The sequence below is a fragment of the Terrabacter sp. 2TAF16 genome, assembly GCF_052115065.1.
Taxonomy (GTDB): Bacteria; Actinomycetota; Actinomycetes; order Actinomycetales; family Dermatophilaceae; genus Terrabacter.
Genome location: NZ_JBFRFZ010000011.1, coordinates 92,097 through 105,226 on the forward strand (window position 1 = coordinate 92,097; position 13,130 = coordinate 105,226).

The following is a 13,130-nucleotide window of genomic DNA, read 5'->3' on the forward strand; positions in this document are numbered from 1 at the left end:
GGGTGGAGCGACATGGCTGACGGGATCATTCCGGGGCTCGTCAAGGGACTCGCGACGACGGCGAAGTCGCTGACCCGGCACACGCACACGGCCGAGTACCCCGACGTCTCACCCGCGCTCCCGCCCCGGTCACGCGGCGTCATCGCGCTGACCGAGGAGAACTGCACCTCGTGCATGCTCTGCGCGCGCGAGTGCCCCGACTGGTGCATCTACATCGACTCGCACAAGGAGGAGCTGCCGCCGACGACGCCCGGCGGCCGCGCCCGCCAGCGCAACGTCCTCGACCGTTTCGCCATCGACTTCTCGCTCTGCATGTACTGCGGCATCTGCATCGAGGTCTGCCCCTTCGACGCCCTGCACTGGAGCCCCGAGTTCGAGTACGCCGAGACCGACATCCGCGACCTGCTCCACGAGAAGGACCGCCTCGGCGCGTGGATGGCCACCGTCCCGGCACCGCCTGCCCTCGACCCGGGCAGTGCCGACCCTGCCGAGGTCACGGCCGCGGCGAAGCCCGCCCGGGGGTCCGCGGGAGCAGCCGCTGCCGGTGGAGGTACGCGCGGGGCCGGTGCCGCGGCCCGGCCGACGCGGGTGCGCCGGGAGACCACGACCCCGCCGTCGGTTGCCGCGCCCGAGCCGGCGGCTCAGCCCGCGGCCGAGCAGACCAGGGTCATGCCGGCGGTCGAGCGCACGGCCGCGCTGCCCGCCGCTGAGCCCGCCGCCGAGACCGCCGCTGAGCCCGCCGCCGAGACCGCCGCTGGGCGCACCGAGGGCATGCCGGCCGGCGAGCAGACCTCGGTCCTCCCGCCCGCCGACGGCGCCGAGGCCGAGCGGGCAGCGGACCAGGCTGCGGCACAAGGAGACTCGACTCAGGTCCTGCCGACGGTGTCGACCGACGAGGAGGGGAGCGAGTGACGACCCGCGACATCGTCTTCACCGCGGTCGGCGCCGTGACGGCGCTGTCGGCGCTGCTGTCGGTGACGACGAAACAGGTCGTCCACGCCGCGTTGTGGCTGCTCGTGTCGCTCGGCTCGCTCGCGGGTGCCTACCTCGTCCTCGGGCAGGAGCTCGTCGGCCTCGTCCAGCTGCTCGTCTACGTCGGCGCCATCGTCGTCCTCGTCCTCTTCGCGCTCATGCTGACCCGTGCGCCGATCGGTCCCCACGCCGAGATCGACACCCCGTGGTGGCAGCGGCTCGCCGGCGCCCTCCTCGGCGCCGCGACGACCGCACTGCTCGCCTCGCTCCTGCTCCCGCTCTTCTCCGGCACGACCGCCGACCTCGACACCCCGACGACGACCACGCCGCAGGTGGCGCAGGCGGTCTTCGGCACGTGGGTGTGGCCCTTCGAGCTGCTCTCGGTGCTCCTCCTCGTCGCGCTCATCGGCGCCTTCGCCGTGTCGCGCCTGGTCCTGCACCGCGACGGCGGCCACGGCGCGCGCCGGCCGGCCACCGTCCCGTCGGGCGCACGGGCGGACGGTCGCGGATGATTCACCTCTCGCTGCCGGCCGCCCTGTCCGCGCTCCTGGCCGGCATCGGCGTCTACGGCGTCCTCGCACGCCGCAACGCCGTCCTCGTCCTCATCGGTGTCGAGCTCATCCTCAACGCCGCGAACCTGCTGCTCGTCACGGCCGGCTCCCGCCCTGGCGCGCCGCTCTCGGCCGGTCCGGTGCTCACCCTCTTCGTCATCACGATCGCCGCCGCCGAGATCACGGTCGCGCTCGCGATCATCCTCGTGATGTTCCGCCGCACGGGGCACATCGACCTCACGGCGGTTCCCGAACTCACCGACGACGAGCCGGACGACGCCGGCGACGGCTATGGGACCGACGCCGACGACACCGGCGATGCCAGCGACACCGATGACACCGACGACACCGACGACGCCGAGGACCCGCGCGCCGACGACCGGGACGACCACCCGCACGACGCGACGCGTGAGCCGGCGGGAGCGGGGGAGGGCGTCGCATGAGCTGGATCGTGCGGATGATCATCGTGCTCCCGGCGCTGGCCGCCCTCGTGGGGCTGCTGACGCGGCGCCGGCGCGGGCTCGCGGCGGCCGTCGCCGTGTCCGTGTCGGCCTACGTGGCGGTGCTCGGGCTCATCCAGTGGATCGCACCATCGCGTACGGCCGACATCGAGTCGATCGGCAGCCTCCCGCTCGGCGACCTCTCCGTGCCGCTGCACCTGCTCTCCGACCGTGTCTCGGGCCTCGTGGCGTTCGTCGTCGCCCTCGTCGTGCTCGGCATCCAGGTCTTCACCGCGTGGTACCTCCGCGACGACCCCCGCTACGGCCAGTTCGCCGCGACCGTCTCGCTCTTCGCGGCCGGCATGCTGCTCCTCGTCCAGTCGGGCGACCTCGTGCTCATGCTCGTCGGCTGGGAGGTCATGGGCTGGTGCTCGTGGCTGCTCATCGGCCACGACAGCGAGCGCGCGGCGGCGAGGCGAGCGGCCTACAAGGCCTTCATCGTCACCCGCGTGGCCGACATCGCCATGGTCGTGGGCATCGTCGCGTTGTCGGTGCGGGCCCGGTCGACCGACCTCATGGCGGTGCTCACGGCCGGCGGGGACGACACGCTGCTCACGATCGGTCTCGTCGGCATCGTCATCGGCGTGGCCGGCAAGTCCGGTCTCGTGCCGTTCCACGACTGGCTCCCCGACGCGATGGAGGGCCCGACCCCGGCGTCGGCCCTCATCCACGCGGCGACGATGGTCGCGGCCGGCACGTACGTCATCGCCCGCCTCTTCTCGCTCTACGCCGGTCACGACGGCGCGCGCACCCTGCTCGCCGTCCTGACAGCCGTGACCATGGTCTACGCCGCACTGCTCGCGCTCGTGCAGACCGACCTCAAGCGGATGCTCGCCTACTCGACCCTGAGCCAGATCGCGATCATGCTCTCGGCGCTCGCCGCGGCACCGGCCGAGCTCGGGCCCGGTGCCGGCATCGCGCACCTCGTCGGCCACGCCTTCTTCAAGGCGCTGCTCTTCCTCGGGGCCGGCTGGCTCTCGGTGCTCGCCGGCGCGACCGCCGTCGCCGCCCTGCGCGGTCGACTGCGTCCGACCGGCGCCCTGCGCTGGTCGATGGGGATCGGCCTCGCCGCCCTCGCCGGCGTGCCGCCGCTCATCGGCTTCTTCACCAAGGACACCGTCATCGACGCCGCGCTCGAGGGCGCGACGGGTGGTGGCGGTTTCCGCGCCTGGCTCGTCGTCGTCGCCCTCTTCGTCACCGTCGTCCTCACGGCGGCCTACTGCACCCGCGCCTGGCTGCTGCTCGACACCCCCGTCGCCGCGACGGGCCGGCTGCCCGACGTCGAGCCCGCAGTCGTCGCCGAGGAGGACGTCGCCGTCGTGACCACCACCGACAGCGCCGACGACGCCGAGGTCGAGCGCGTCCACGCCCACGGCCACGCCCCCATCACGCTCCCGGCCGCGCTCGTCGTGTCCGTCCTGGCCGCCCTCACCGTCGTCGGCACCCTCTTCCTCGTCGGCCTCCGCGGTGGCGTGCACGTCGGGCTGCTCAGCGCCCTGCTGTCCGTCCTGCTCGTCGCCGGCGCCGCGTATGCCGTGTGGTCCCTCAGCGACCGCGGCCGGCTCGACGTCGCCGACCGGGTCCCCAGCCGCGTCCGGGAGCCGGCGGTGCGTGGCTTCGGCGTCGACACGGCATACGTCGGCTTCGGCCGGGCGGTCACCGCGGTCGCGCGTCTCGTCGTGGCGCTCGACCGTGACGTCGTCGACGCCTACCCGCGAGCGACCGCCGTCGTCGCCCGGGCCGCCGGCCGGGCGGGGGAGCGGAGCCATCGCGCCGTGCCCTCGCTGTCGCTGCTCAGCCTGCTCGTCGGCGTCGTGGTCGTCGCCGTCCTGGGGGTGGCCGCATGGCGCTGACCCTCATGCTCCTGCTGCCGCTCCTCGCGGCGATCGCGCTCATCGCGATCCCCGGTGAGTCCACCGTCGAGCGCGGCATCGCGCTCGGATCCACCGTCGTCACGGCGGTGCTCGCCGTCGTCGTCGTGTGGGGCCGTCACGAGGTGGACGTGCCGTGGATCCGCTCGCTCGGCGTCCGGTGGCACTTCGGCGTCGACGGGATCTCGGCGGCGCTCGTGCTCCTGACCGCGCTGCTCACCGTCGCCGTCGTCGCGCACGCCCTGTCCGGGCCGATCCCCAAGGGAGGCACCGGGTCGACCTTCCTCGGCTGCATCCTGCTCGTCGAGGCGGGGGCGCTCGCCACGTTCATGGCGCGCGACGCGATCCTTTTCTTCATCGCCTTCGAGGTCGTCCTCGTGCCGATGTGGGTGCTCGTCCGCCGGTTCGGCGACGACCACGTGCGCGACGAGACCCGCGCCGACGCCGCCGGCCGCTTTGTGCTCTTCACGGTGCTCGGCTCGACGCTGATGCTCGTCGGCATCCTCTTCCTCGTCCACCACCAGGGCACGAGCGACCTCACGGTCCTCGCCGAGCGCCATGGCGCCGGGCTGTCCCGGCCGCTCCAGGTCGCGATCGCCGCGATCCTGCTCCTCGGGCTCGGCATCAAGGTGCCCCTGTGGCCGCTGCACACGTGGCTGCCCTCGGCGCACACCATCGCCCCCACCGCCGGCTCGGTGCTCCTCGCCGCCGTCCTGCTCAAGATGGGCACCTACGGCATCGTCCGGCTCGCGGTCGGCACCGTGCCCGCAGGAGTCGCGCAGCTGAGTCCGGTCCTCGCGATCCTCGGCGTCGTCGGCATCCTCTGGGGAGGGCTCGCCTGCCTCGTCGAGCGCGACCTCAAGCGCCTCATCGCCTACAGCTCGGTCGCGCACATGGGCTTCGTCGCCCTCGCCATCGCGTCGGGCAGCGAGACGGGACTGCAGGCGGCGCTCTTCGGCAACATCGCCCACGGCGTCGTCGCGGCCCTCCTCTTCTTCATCGTCGGCGACCTCAAGGAGCAATGGGGGTCCTCCGACCTCCACGTCGCCCGGGCCGCCCTGCGTGACAAGGCTCCCCGCTTCGGCCTCGCCCTCGTCGTCGGCCTCGCGGCCGCGCTCGGGCTCCCGGGCCTCGTCAGCTTCTGGGGTGAGTTCCTCGCGTTGTACGCCGCGTGGTCGCCCGCGCCCGACCGGCCCGTCGCGCTCCTGCGCGTCTGCGTCGTGCTCGGTGCCGTGGGGCTCGCGCTCGCAGCGGCCTACGCGCTCCGGGTCGCCCGCATCGTCTGGGCGGGTGAGGGCAGCGACGCCGCGCAGGGGGCTGCGGCCGAGCCCGTGGCGGACGCCCGTGGCGCCCGTTGGGCGGTCGTCATGACGCTCGTCGTCGTCATCGTCACGCTCGGCCTGCTCCCGCACCTGCTGCTCGGCCTCTCGGACGCCGCGACGTCCGGCCTGCTCTCCGGACTGGGGGTCTCGCCGTGAAGGGCCTCGCCATCGACTACAGCATCCTGCTTCCGGCGATCCTGCCGGTCGCCGGGCTCGTGCTCGTGCTCGTGCTCGATCTCGTCAACCCGCGCCTGCGCCAGGTGCCCTACGCCGTCGCCGCCCTGGCCGCGCTCGGGTCCGCCGTGGCCACGGTGCCCGGGCTCGCGCTCGGCGGCGGGTCGACGCGCGAGACGTTCTGCCTGACCGGTCGGACCGGACAGGCCACGGGTGGCGCCACGGCGGCCGGCGTCGACGGCCTGCCGCAGGTCTGCCTGTGGCAGGCCGACGCGCTCGGCAGCACCCTCCAGCTCGCAGCCGCCGTCTCCGCCCTCGTCTGCATCGCCCTGGCCTGGCCCCGCACCCGCCGTCGGCGCCCGACCGACAGCACCCGTGAGCCGGTCGAGGCCGTGCTGCTCCTCGCGGCCCTCGCCGGCACGCTCGTGGTGGCAGCCAGCCGCGACGTCGGCACGTGGCTCGTCGCTCTCGAGCTCGCGACCCTGCCCGTCATCGCGCTCGTCGCCCTCTCCGGCCGCCGGTCGGCCGTGGCCGGCGCCACCCAGCTGCTCGTGACCTCCCTCGTGTCCTTCGCCCTGCTCGTGCTCGGCGTCGCCCTGTGGTTCGCCGCGACGGGGAGCCCGTTCCTGACCCCGGACGCCGCGCTGTCCTCCGGTGGCGCGTTCTCGGCCGCGTCGGGCGCCCCGACGTCCGTCGTCTTCCCGTCGGTCTCGGGAGGCGTCGTCGCGCTGGCGACGGTCCTCGTCGTCGCCGGGGTCGGCTTCAAGCTCTCGCTCGTGCCATTCCACGCGTGGACGCCCACGGCATACGCCGGCTCGTCGGTGCCCGTCGCGACCTTCCTCGCGACGGTCTCCAAGATCGCGGCGCTCGCGGCCCTGCTCGTCGTGCTTCGCGCGGTCGCCGCTCTCGGGACGCCCGCCCTGCTGTCGATCGCGCTGCTCGCCTCACTGAGCATGACGCTCGGCAACGTCATGGCGCTGCGCCAGGACGACGTCGTGCGCCTGCTCGCGTGGTCGACGGTCGCGCAGGCCGGATGGGTCGTGCTGCCGCTCGTCAGCATCTCCGCGCTCGGCGTCGGCGCCAGCGCCACCTACCTGCTCACCTACGTCATCGCGACGCTCGTCGCCTTCGCCGTCGTCGCGGTCACCCTGCGCGACCGGCCCGGGGAGAGCCGGTCCATCGCGGCCTACGAGGGTCTGTGGCAGCGCAGCCCGTGGCGGGCCGGCGCGCTCGCCCTGGCGTTGACCTCGCTCGCGGGACTGCCGCCCGGCATCATCGGCCTCGTCGGCAAGATCACGGCCCTGCGGCCGGTCGTCGCCGAGGGCTGGGTCTGGCTCACGGTCGTCGCCGCGGTCAACGCCGTCATCGGCGTCGCCGTCTACCTGCGCTGGCTGCGCGCCGTGATCACCGCCCCCGACGTGGTGGCCGGTGCCGCGGACTCCGAAGGCCCGGGCCCCGCCCGGGTCGCCGTCGCGCGGCGGCGACCGGTCATGGTCGCCGGGCTCGTCCTCGCGTCGGCCATCCTCGTCGTCGTCAGCGTCCAGCCCGACCTGCTCCTGCGCCTCCTCGGCTGACGACGACCCCGGGGCCGTGGGCCTCGGGGTCGTCGTCAGCGGTGGAGCGGTCAGGCGGTCTGGGGCACCGCCCGGGCGTCACCCGTGGGCTCGGTCGGCTTCGCGAGGCCGGTCGCCTCGTCCTCGACGGTCTTGGCGTGGCGCAGGCCGAGCAGCGAGAGCACGAGCAGCAGGGCCGCTCCGACGAAGGAGGCGATGCCGGCCCAGAGGGCGATCGTGCCCATGGTGCCGAAGGCGTAGGCGTTGAGCAGCAGGCCCCGGAGCGTGTTGCCCATGAAGAGGCTCTGGCGCAGGTCGCCGAGGGCCGTGACCTGGGCCGGGTCCGCGTTGGGGTCCTTGACGGCCTTCATGTACTCGGCAGACACCTCGGAGTACGTCTTGTTGTTCGCCTGGGTGTTCATGTGCACGAGGATGTAGTGGTCGGCGAAGGCCTTGGCCTGGGCTCCGTTCTCCATCTTCTGTCCGGCGTACTGCAGCAGGGCGTCCTTCTGGTCCTGGGTCTCGAGCGCGGCGGCGGCCGGCATCGTGATGTTCTGCTGGCTCAGCTGCTCCTTGACGTTGTTGGCGACGAAGCTGCTCGCGTAGATCAGGAGCGCGCCGGCCACCGCCAGCACGACGGCCATGATGAGGCCCGTCCACGAGATCAGCCGGTCGAGTGTCTTGCGCATCATGTGCTTCTTTCATCGGATGGGATGTCGGTTTCCCCAACACCGCCAAACTACTACCGCGTGTAGTAGATGAGTTGCCGGTTCAACGATGTCTGACCGAGATCTGGGTCACAGAGGTCGTCGAGGTGGATCCCAGTCACCTCTCAGGAGATTCCCAGTGGGAACACGCGCTCCAGGCCGCTCGTTCACCCGACATGCACAACCACTTCAACGGGCTCAAGACGGCTGCGCTCTTCGGCGGCATCTGGGCCCTGCTGCTCGGGATCGGCGCGCTCGTCGGTGGCGGGCGCTTCATCTGGTTCTTCGCGCTGATCGGCGTCGCGATGACGTTCTACGGCTACTGGAACAGCGACAAGCTCGCGATCCGGGCCATGCACGCCTACCCGGTCTCCGAGGCGCAGGCGCCGGCGATGTACCGCATCGTGCGCGAGCTCTCGACGGCAGCCGGCAAGCCGATGCCGCGCCTCTACATCAGCCCCACCCAGGCGCCGAACGCCTTCGCGACGGGCCGCAACCCGTCGAACGCCGCGGTCTGCTGCACCGAGGGCATCCTCGGCCTGCTCGACGAGCGCGAGCTGCGCGGCGTGCTCGGTCACGAGCTCATGCATGTCTACAACCGCGACATCCTCACCAGCTCGGTCGCCGCCGCGGTCGCTGGCGTCATCACCTCGATCGGCCAGATGCTGATGTTCTCGAGCATCTTCGGCGGCGGTGGCTCCGACGAGGACCGTCCCAACCCGCTCGCGCTGCTGGCGATGAGCCTGCTCGCGCCGATGGCCGCGATGATGATCCAGATGGCGATCAGCCGCACCCGTGAGTACGACGCCGACGAGGACGGCTCGAAGCTGACCGGTGACCCGCTCGCTCTCGCCTCGGCCCTGCGCAAGCTCGAGTCCGGCGTCGCCCGCGCACCGCTCGCACCCTCCCAGGACATCGTCAACGCGAGCCACATGATGATCGCGAGCCCCTTCCGGGCGCAGGACGTCACCCGCTTCCTCTCGACGCACCCGCCGATGGACCAGCGCATCGCGCGTCTCGAGAGCATGGCCGGCGGTCCGCTCCACCGCTGACCGGGCGGGGTCGACCACGACGAGGGGGCCACCCCGGCGACGGCGGGCCCGTCGATCTGGCAGGCTCGCCCCTATGCGCAGTCTCACCCTGGCCGAAGCCCGCGAGCGATCCTCGCTGATCACCGTCACGTCGTATGCCGTCGAGCTCGACCTCGACCAGGGGTCGGAGGTCTTCGGCTCGCGCACCAGCGTCCGGTTCATGTGCGCCGAGCTCGGCGCGGACTCGTGGATCGACCTCAAGGCCCGCTCGGTCGAGACGATCTCACTCAACGGCGAGTCGCTCGACCCGGCCGACGTCGTGGACGGCCGCCTCCCACTCGCGGGACTGGCCGCCGACAACGAGCTCGTCGTGGCCGCGACGATGGCCTACAGCCACGACGGGCAGGGGCTGCACCGGGCCACCGACCCCGCCGACGACCTCGACTACGTCTACGGCCACCTCTTCCTCGACGCCGCTCCGAGCGTCTACGCGTGCTTCGACCAGCCTGACCTCAAGGCGCCCTACGACGTCACGGTCCACGCGCCCCTCGACTGGACGGTCATCGGCAACGGCGCTGCCTCCGAGGTGGGCGCCGGCACGTGGAGCCTCGCCACGACGAAGCCGCTCGCGACGTACTTCATGACCGTGTGCGCGGGACCGTACGTCTCCGTCCACGACGAGCACGACGGCATACCCCTGGGCCTCCACGCGCGGGCCTCGCTGCGCGAGCCACTCGAGCGGCACGCGGCCGAGCTCTTCGACGTGACGAAGCGGTCGTTCGACTACTTCCACGGGCTCTTCGGCATCCGCTACCCGTTCGGCGAGTACCACCAGGTCTTCGTGCCGGAGTTCAACGCCGGCGCGATGGAGAACCCCGGCTGCGTGACCTTCCGCGACCAGTACCTCTACCGCGGTGCAGCGACGCGCGACGAGCTGCTGACCCGGGCCAACACCGTCAGCCACGAGATGTCGCACATGTGGTTCGGCGACATCGTGACGATGAAGTGGTGGGACGACCTCTGGCTCAACGAGTCGTTCGCCGAGTACATGTCGCACCGGTGCCTCGTCGACGCCACCGAGTACACCGACGCCTGGGTCGACTCCTCGATCGTGCGCAAGGTGTGGGGCTACGGCGCCGAGCGCTCGCCGTCGACCCACCCCGTCGCCGGCGTCGAGGCGCTCGACGCGCAGAGCGCGCTGCAGAACTTCGACGGCATCTCGTACGCCAAGGGCGCGGCCACGCTGCGCCAGCTCATCGCGTACGTCGGTGACGACCAGTTCATCGCCGGCGTCCGCGCCTACCTGAACGACAAGTCCTACGGCAACGGCACGCTCGCCGACTTCCTCGCCGCGATCGAGACCGCGAGCGGCAAGGACCTCGAGGCCTGGTCGCGGGCCTGGCTGCTGACCGCCGACCGCGACACGATCTCGGTCGACGTCGAGGAGCAGGCAGGCGTCGTCGAGTCGGCCGTCGTGCGCCGCGAGGCGCCGGCGGACCGGCCGGCCGACCGCCCGCACGCCTTCGACGTCGCGGGGTGGACCGACGGACGCGAGCTCGGTCGTGTCATGGCCACCCTCACCGGACCCGAGACCACCCTCGCCGAGCTCGAGGGGACCCCGGAGCCCGCCGTCGTCGTGCCCAACGCGTCCGACCTGACGTGGGCTCGCGTACGCCTGTCCGACGCCACCGTGGCCGCGCTGCCGTCCCAGCTCGGCCAGATCCCCGACGAGCAGGCCCGCGCCGTCGTGTGGTCCGCGCTCATCGATGGCGTGCACGGCGCGACGGTCTCGCCCGAGGCCTTCCTCGACGTCTTCGACGCCGCGTGGCCGCTCGAGACGAACTCCTCGATCCTGACCCGGGTCGCGGCCTACGCCGAGCACCGGATCGTGCCGTACTTCGTGCCGCGCGAGTCGCAGGAGGCGGCCATGGCCCGTCTCAACCGGGCTGCGGTGGGGCTGCTCGAGCGGGCCACGGCCGGCACGACCGAGTCGCTCGCCGCGGCCCGCCTCGTCGCCGGCACGAGCGACGACGAGGCCCTGCTGCGCGCGTGGGCCGACGGTCAGGGTCTGCCGGCCGGACTCGAGGACGACGGTGACTTCCGCTGGATCGTCGTGCGCAACCTCGCGGCGCGCGGGCTCATCGGGGTCTCGGAGGTGGAGGCGTTCCGCGCCAAGGACGACACCCTGCAGGGCGGGCTCAACGCGCTGATGTGCCGGGCGAGCCTGCCCGACGCGCAGGCCAAGGCCTGGGCGTGGGAGCAGCTGACCGGCCGCGAGGGCCGCTCCAACTACGAGATGGTCCACCTCGCGCGCGGCTTCTGGGTCGCGCCCGACGCGGCCCTCGTCGCCGACTACGTGCCGCGCTACTTCACCGACGTCCCGGCGATGTCGGCCTGGGTCGGGGAGGACGCCCTGTCGCGCGTCGTCCTCGTCGCCTTCCCGCGGGTCTTCGACGACGAGACGGCACGGCTCAGCGCCGCGGCCATCGCGCGTGACGACCTCACCCCCGCGGTCCACCGCTCTCTCGTCGACGCCGACGCCGAGCTGCGTGAGGCCCTCGCGTCGCGGGCGACGTTCGGCGCGCCCGTCTGACCGCGGTGGGCGTCCCGACCCGCGACGAGCTCCCGGACGTCGTCCGCGACGTGTGCGGCTCTCATCTCGCGCTCCTCGACGAGCGCCTGCCGGGGCTGCTCGACGGTCTCCACCTCCACGGCTCGATCGGGTTCGACGGCGAGTTCCACGGCGGCAGCGACATCGACTTCGTCGCGGTCACCACTCGCCGCCCCACCGAGGCGGACGTCGAGGTGCTCCGGGAGGTCCACGGCGAGCTGGCCCGGCGCTGGCCCGAGCCCGACTACGACGGCTTCTACGTTCTCGAGAGCGACCTGGCCGGCGCTCCGGGCGACGTGCCCGAAGGACCCGGCGTCCTGCACCAGTGGTTCGACGTCGGCATCCACTGCGACCTCAAGGAGATCACGTGGCGCGAGCTGCGTGACCACGGGATCACGCTGCGCGGCAAGCACATCCGTGACATTGCGATCGCGAGTGACGACACCGCGCTGCACGACTCCACCCGCGAGAACCTCGACACCTTCTGGCGCTCGCAGCTCGAGGCGATGGAGCACCACCCGCGGGAGGCGTCCTTGCCCCAGGCCGCCGAGTGGGGTGCCCTGGGGGCGCCGCGGCTCGTCCACCTGCTCGTCACCGGACAGCCCACGTCGAAGTCGGGGGCGGGTCGGTGGGCACGTGAGGCGTACCCGCACCACCGCGAGATCGTCGAGGAGGGCCTCCGGGTGCGGGAGCGTCCCGACGACCCGTCGACGTATGCCACCGACCCCGGTCGTCGTCGCCGTGACCTCATCGCGTTCATGACGGAGGTCATCGCCGACGGCGTCGCGGTCACGGAGCCCGCCGAGCGGTGAGCCGGGTGTCCCGGGGCGGGTGGGTCGTCGAGCGGGCCGACGTCACGTCGGCCGAGTCGGCGGCCTTGCTGCGCGACTACCTCGTCGACGTCAGCGACCGGTGGTTCCGGCTGCACGAGGACCGCGACTCGACGCCCGAGGAGATCGAGCAGAGCCTCGCCGAGATGCCGAGCGACGACCTCGCACCGCCGATGGGTGACTTCGTCGTCGCGCGGTCGGGGGAGCGGCTCGTCGGCTGCGTGGGTGTGCGCCTCGTCCCGGACCGGTCCGACGTCGCGGAGCTGAAGCGGATGTTCGTCCGGCCGGAGGCGCGCGGGACCGGCCTCGCGGGGGCGCTGCTGGCCGCGGTGGAGGAGGCCGCTCGCGCCCTCGGTGCGACGACGGTCCGGCTGGACACCCGTCTCGACCTCGTCGAGGCCCGCGCGCTCTATCGCCGGCAGGGCTACGTCGAGGTGCCGGCGTTCAACGACGGCGACTACGCCGAGGTCTGGTACGCCAAGCCTCTCCGCTGACCGCTGGTTCGCGGAGATCTTCCAGCACCAGGCCGAGGGATCTCCACGAACAGGTGCCCCGATGCCAGGGCCGGCCGGTCAGCGGTCGTAGGCCGTCGTGTGGTGTGGTTCGTAGAGCTGGATCTCGTCGGCTCCGGGGATGGCCATCATGACGACGAGGCCGTAGCCGTGGTCCGTGGGCTCGGTCGTGAACACCGCTCCGCGCGCGGTGAGCTCGTCCATCGTCGAGCGCAGGTCGTCGCACATGAGCGAGATCGCGTGGTGCCGCGGCGCCGACCACGTCGACCCCTCAGGCCCGCGCGTCGGATGCACCCCGAGCTCGCTCGGGCCGGTCCCGAAGATGAGCCAGGCGTTCGTGTCGTCGGCGCCGTCCGAGCCGTCGTCGGTCACGGAGGGCCACTGGAGGACGTCGCGGAAGAAGGCGCGCGTCGCCGCTGCGTCGTCGGAGTACACGAGGTTGTGCACGGCAGTGATCATGGACGGGACGCTACGCCGATGAGGCACGCGACGGCAT

12 protein-coding genes are annotated in these 13,130 nt (G+C 72.4%); 10 read left to right on the top strand and 2 right to left on the bottom strand.

All coding sequences use genetic code 11. The annotated features are described in order from the left end of the window. Positions 1 to 12: 12 nt before the first annotated feature. The 6 genes from AB4Z14_RS16995 to AB4Z14_RS17020 are packed head-to-tail and all read left to right on the top strand — an operon-like array spanning position 13 to position 6,964. The gene (locus tag AB4Z14_RS16995) at positions 13 to 912 is read left to right on the top strand and encodes a NuoI/complex I 23 kDa subunit family protein (RefSeq protein WP_442276224.1); all 900 of its coding nucleotides are present in this window, start codon (positions 13 to 15) and stop codon (positions 910 to 912) included. Next, positions 909 to 1,484, top strand: a complete 576-nt coding sequence (locus tag AB4Z14_RS17000; RefSeq protein WP_442276225.1) for an NADH-quinone oxidoreductase subunit J family protein — start codon at positions 909 to 911, stop codon at positions 1,482 to 1,484. Before AB4Z14_RS16995 ends, AB4Z14_RS17000 begins: the two co-directional genes overlap by 4 nt. Beyond that, positions 1,481 to 1,966: an NADH-quinone oxidoreductase subunit NuoK gene (gene nuoK / locus AB4Z14_RS17005; protein WP_442276226.1), complete on the top strand. Its 486-nt coding sequence runs from the start codon at positions 1,481 to 1,483 to the stop codon at positions 1,964 to 1,966. The genes AB4Z14_RS17000 and nuoK overlap by 4 nt, the downstream gene beginning before the upstream one ends. Beyond that, the gene (locus AB4Z14_RS17010; RefSeq protein WP_442276227.1) at positions 1,963 to 3,876 is read left to right on the top strand and encodes an NADH-quinone oxidoreductase subunit 5 family protein; all 1,914 of its coding nucleotides are present in this window, start codon (positions 1,963 to 1,965) and stop codon (positions 3,874 to 3,876) included. The genes nuoK and AB4Z14_RS17010 overlap by 4 nt, the downstream gene beginning before the upstream one ends. Continuing rightward, a complete protein-coding gene (locus tag AB4Z14_RS17015) occupies positions 3,867 to 5,372 on the top strand; it encodes a complex I subunit 4 family protein (protein ID WP_442276228.1) in 1,506 nt (501 codons plus the stop codon). Before AB4Z14_RS17010 ends, AB4Z14_RS17015 begins: the two co-directional genes overlap by 10 nt. Further along, positions 5,369 to 6,964: an NADH-quinone oxidoreductase subunit N gene (locus AB4Z14_RS17020; RefSeq protein ID WP_442276229.1), complete on the top strand. Its 1,596-nt coding sequence runs from the start codon at positions 5,369 to 5,371 to the stop codon at positions 6,962 to 6,964. The genes AB4Z14_RS17015 and AB4Z14_RS17020 overlap by 4 nt, the downstream gene beginning before the upstream one ends. Before the next feature lie 50 nt (positions 6,965 to 7,014). Here AB4Z14_RS17020 and AB4Z14_RS17025 read toward each other — a convergent pair whose 3' ends face one another. Beyond that, complete coding sequence (locus tag AB4Z14_RS17025) at positions 7,015 to 7,632, bottom strand: hypothetical protein (RefSeq protein ID WP_442276230.1); 618 nt, start codon at positions 7,630 to 7,632, stop codon at positions 7,015 to 7,017. Positions 7,633 to 7,826: 194 nt separating this feature from the next. Here AB4Z14_RS17025 and htpX point away from each other — a divergent pair, with 194 nt between their 5' ends. The 4 genes from htpX (at position 7,827) to AB4Z14_RS17045 (ending at position 12,616) form a co-directional block, all read left to right on the top strand. Further along, positions 7,827 to 8,702 (top strand): zinc metalloprotease HtpX, encoded by an 876-nt coding sequence (htpX, locus tag AB4Z14_RS17030; protein WP_442276231.1) that lies wholly within the window; start codon positions 7,827 to 7,829, stop codon positions 8,700 to 8,702. A 73-nt stretch (positions 8,703 to 8,775) separates the two neighbouring features. Further along, a complete protein-coding gene (pepN, locus tag AB4Z14_RS17035) occupies positions 8,776 to 11,274 on the top strand; it encodes an aminopeptidase N (RefSeq protein ID WP_442276232.1) in 2,499 nt (832 codons plus the stop codon). 5 nt (positions 11,275 to 11,279) lie between these two features. After that, positions 11,280 to 12,104 (top strand): hypothetical protein, encoded by an 825-nt coding sequence (locus AB4Z14_RS17040; protein WP_442276233.1) that lies wholly within the window; start codon positions 11,280 to 11,282, stop codon positions 12,102 to 12,104. Then, entirely contained in the window at positions 12,101 to 12,616 is a 516-nt protein-coding gene (locus tag AB4Z14_RS17045; RefSeq protein ID WP_442276234.1) for a GNAT family N-acetyltransferase, read from the top strand. Before AB4Z14_RS17040 ends, AB4Z14_RS17045 begins: the two co-directional genes overlap by 4 nt. A gap of 78 nt (positions 12,617 to 12,694) precedes the next feature. On the opposite strand, the gene AB4Z14_RS17050 is transcribed toward AB4Z14_RS17045, so the two are convergent. Next, positions 12,695 to 13,093: a VOC family protein gene (locus AB4Z14_RS17050; protein ID WP_442276235.1), complete on the bottom strand. Its 399-nt coding sequence runs from the start codon at positions 13,091 to 13,093 to the stop codon at positions 12,695 to 12,697. Positions 13,094 to 13,130: the final 37 nt, after the last annotated feature.

Coding starts and splice junctions, on each gene's coding strand:
- AB4Z14_RS16995 (WP_442276224.1), top strand. CDS start 13: ATGGCTGACGGGATCATTCCGGGGCTCGTCAAGGGACTCGCGACGACG.
- nuoK (WP_442276226.1), top strand. CDS start 1,481: ATGATTCACCTCTCGCTGCCGGCCGCCCTGTCCGCGCTCCTGGCCGGC.
- AB4Z14_RS17010 (WP_442276227.1), top strand. CDS start 1,963: ATGAGCTGGATCGTGCGGATGATCATCGTGCTCCCGGCGCTGGCCGCC.
- AB4Z14_RS17015 (WP_442276228.1), top strand. CDS start 3,867: ATGGCGCTGACCCTCATGCTCCTGCTGCCGCTCCTCGCGGCGATCGCG.
- AB4Z14_RS17025 (WP_442276230.1), bottom strand. CDS start 7,632: ATGCGCAAGACACTCGACCGGCTGATCTCGTGGACGGGCCTCATCATG.
- htpX (WP_442276231.1), top strand. CDS start 7,827: ATGCACAACCACTTCAACGGGCTCAAGACGGCTGCGCTCTTCGGCGGC.
- pepN (WP_442276232.1), top strand. CDS start 8,776: ATGCGCAGTCTCACCCTGGCCGAAGCCCGCGAGCGATCCTCGCTGATC.
- AB4Z14_RS17050 (WP_442276235.1), bottom strand. CDS start 13,093: ATGATCACTGCCGTGCACAACCTCGTGTACTCCGACGACGCAGCGGCG.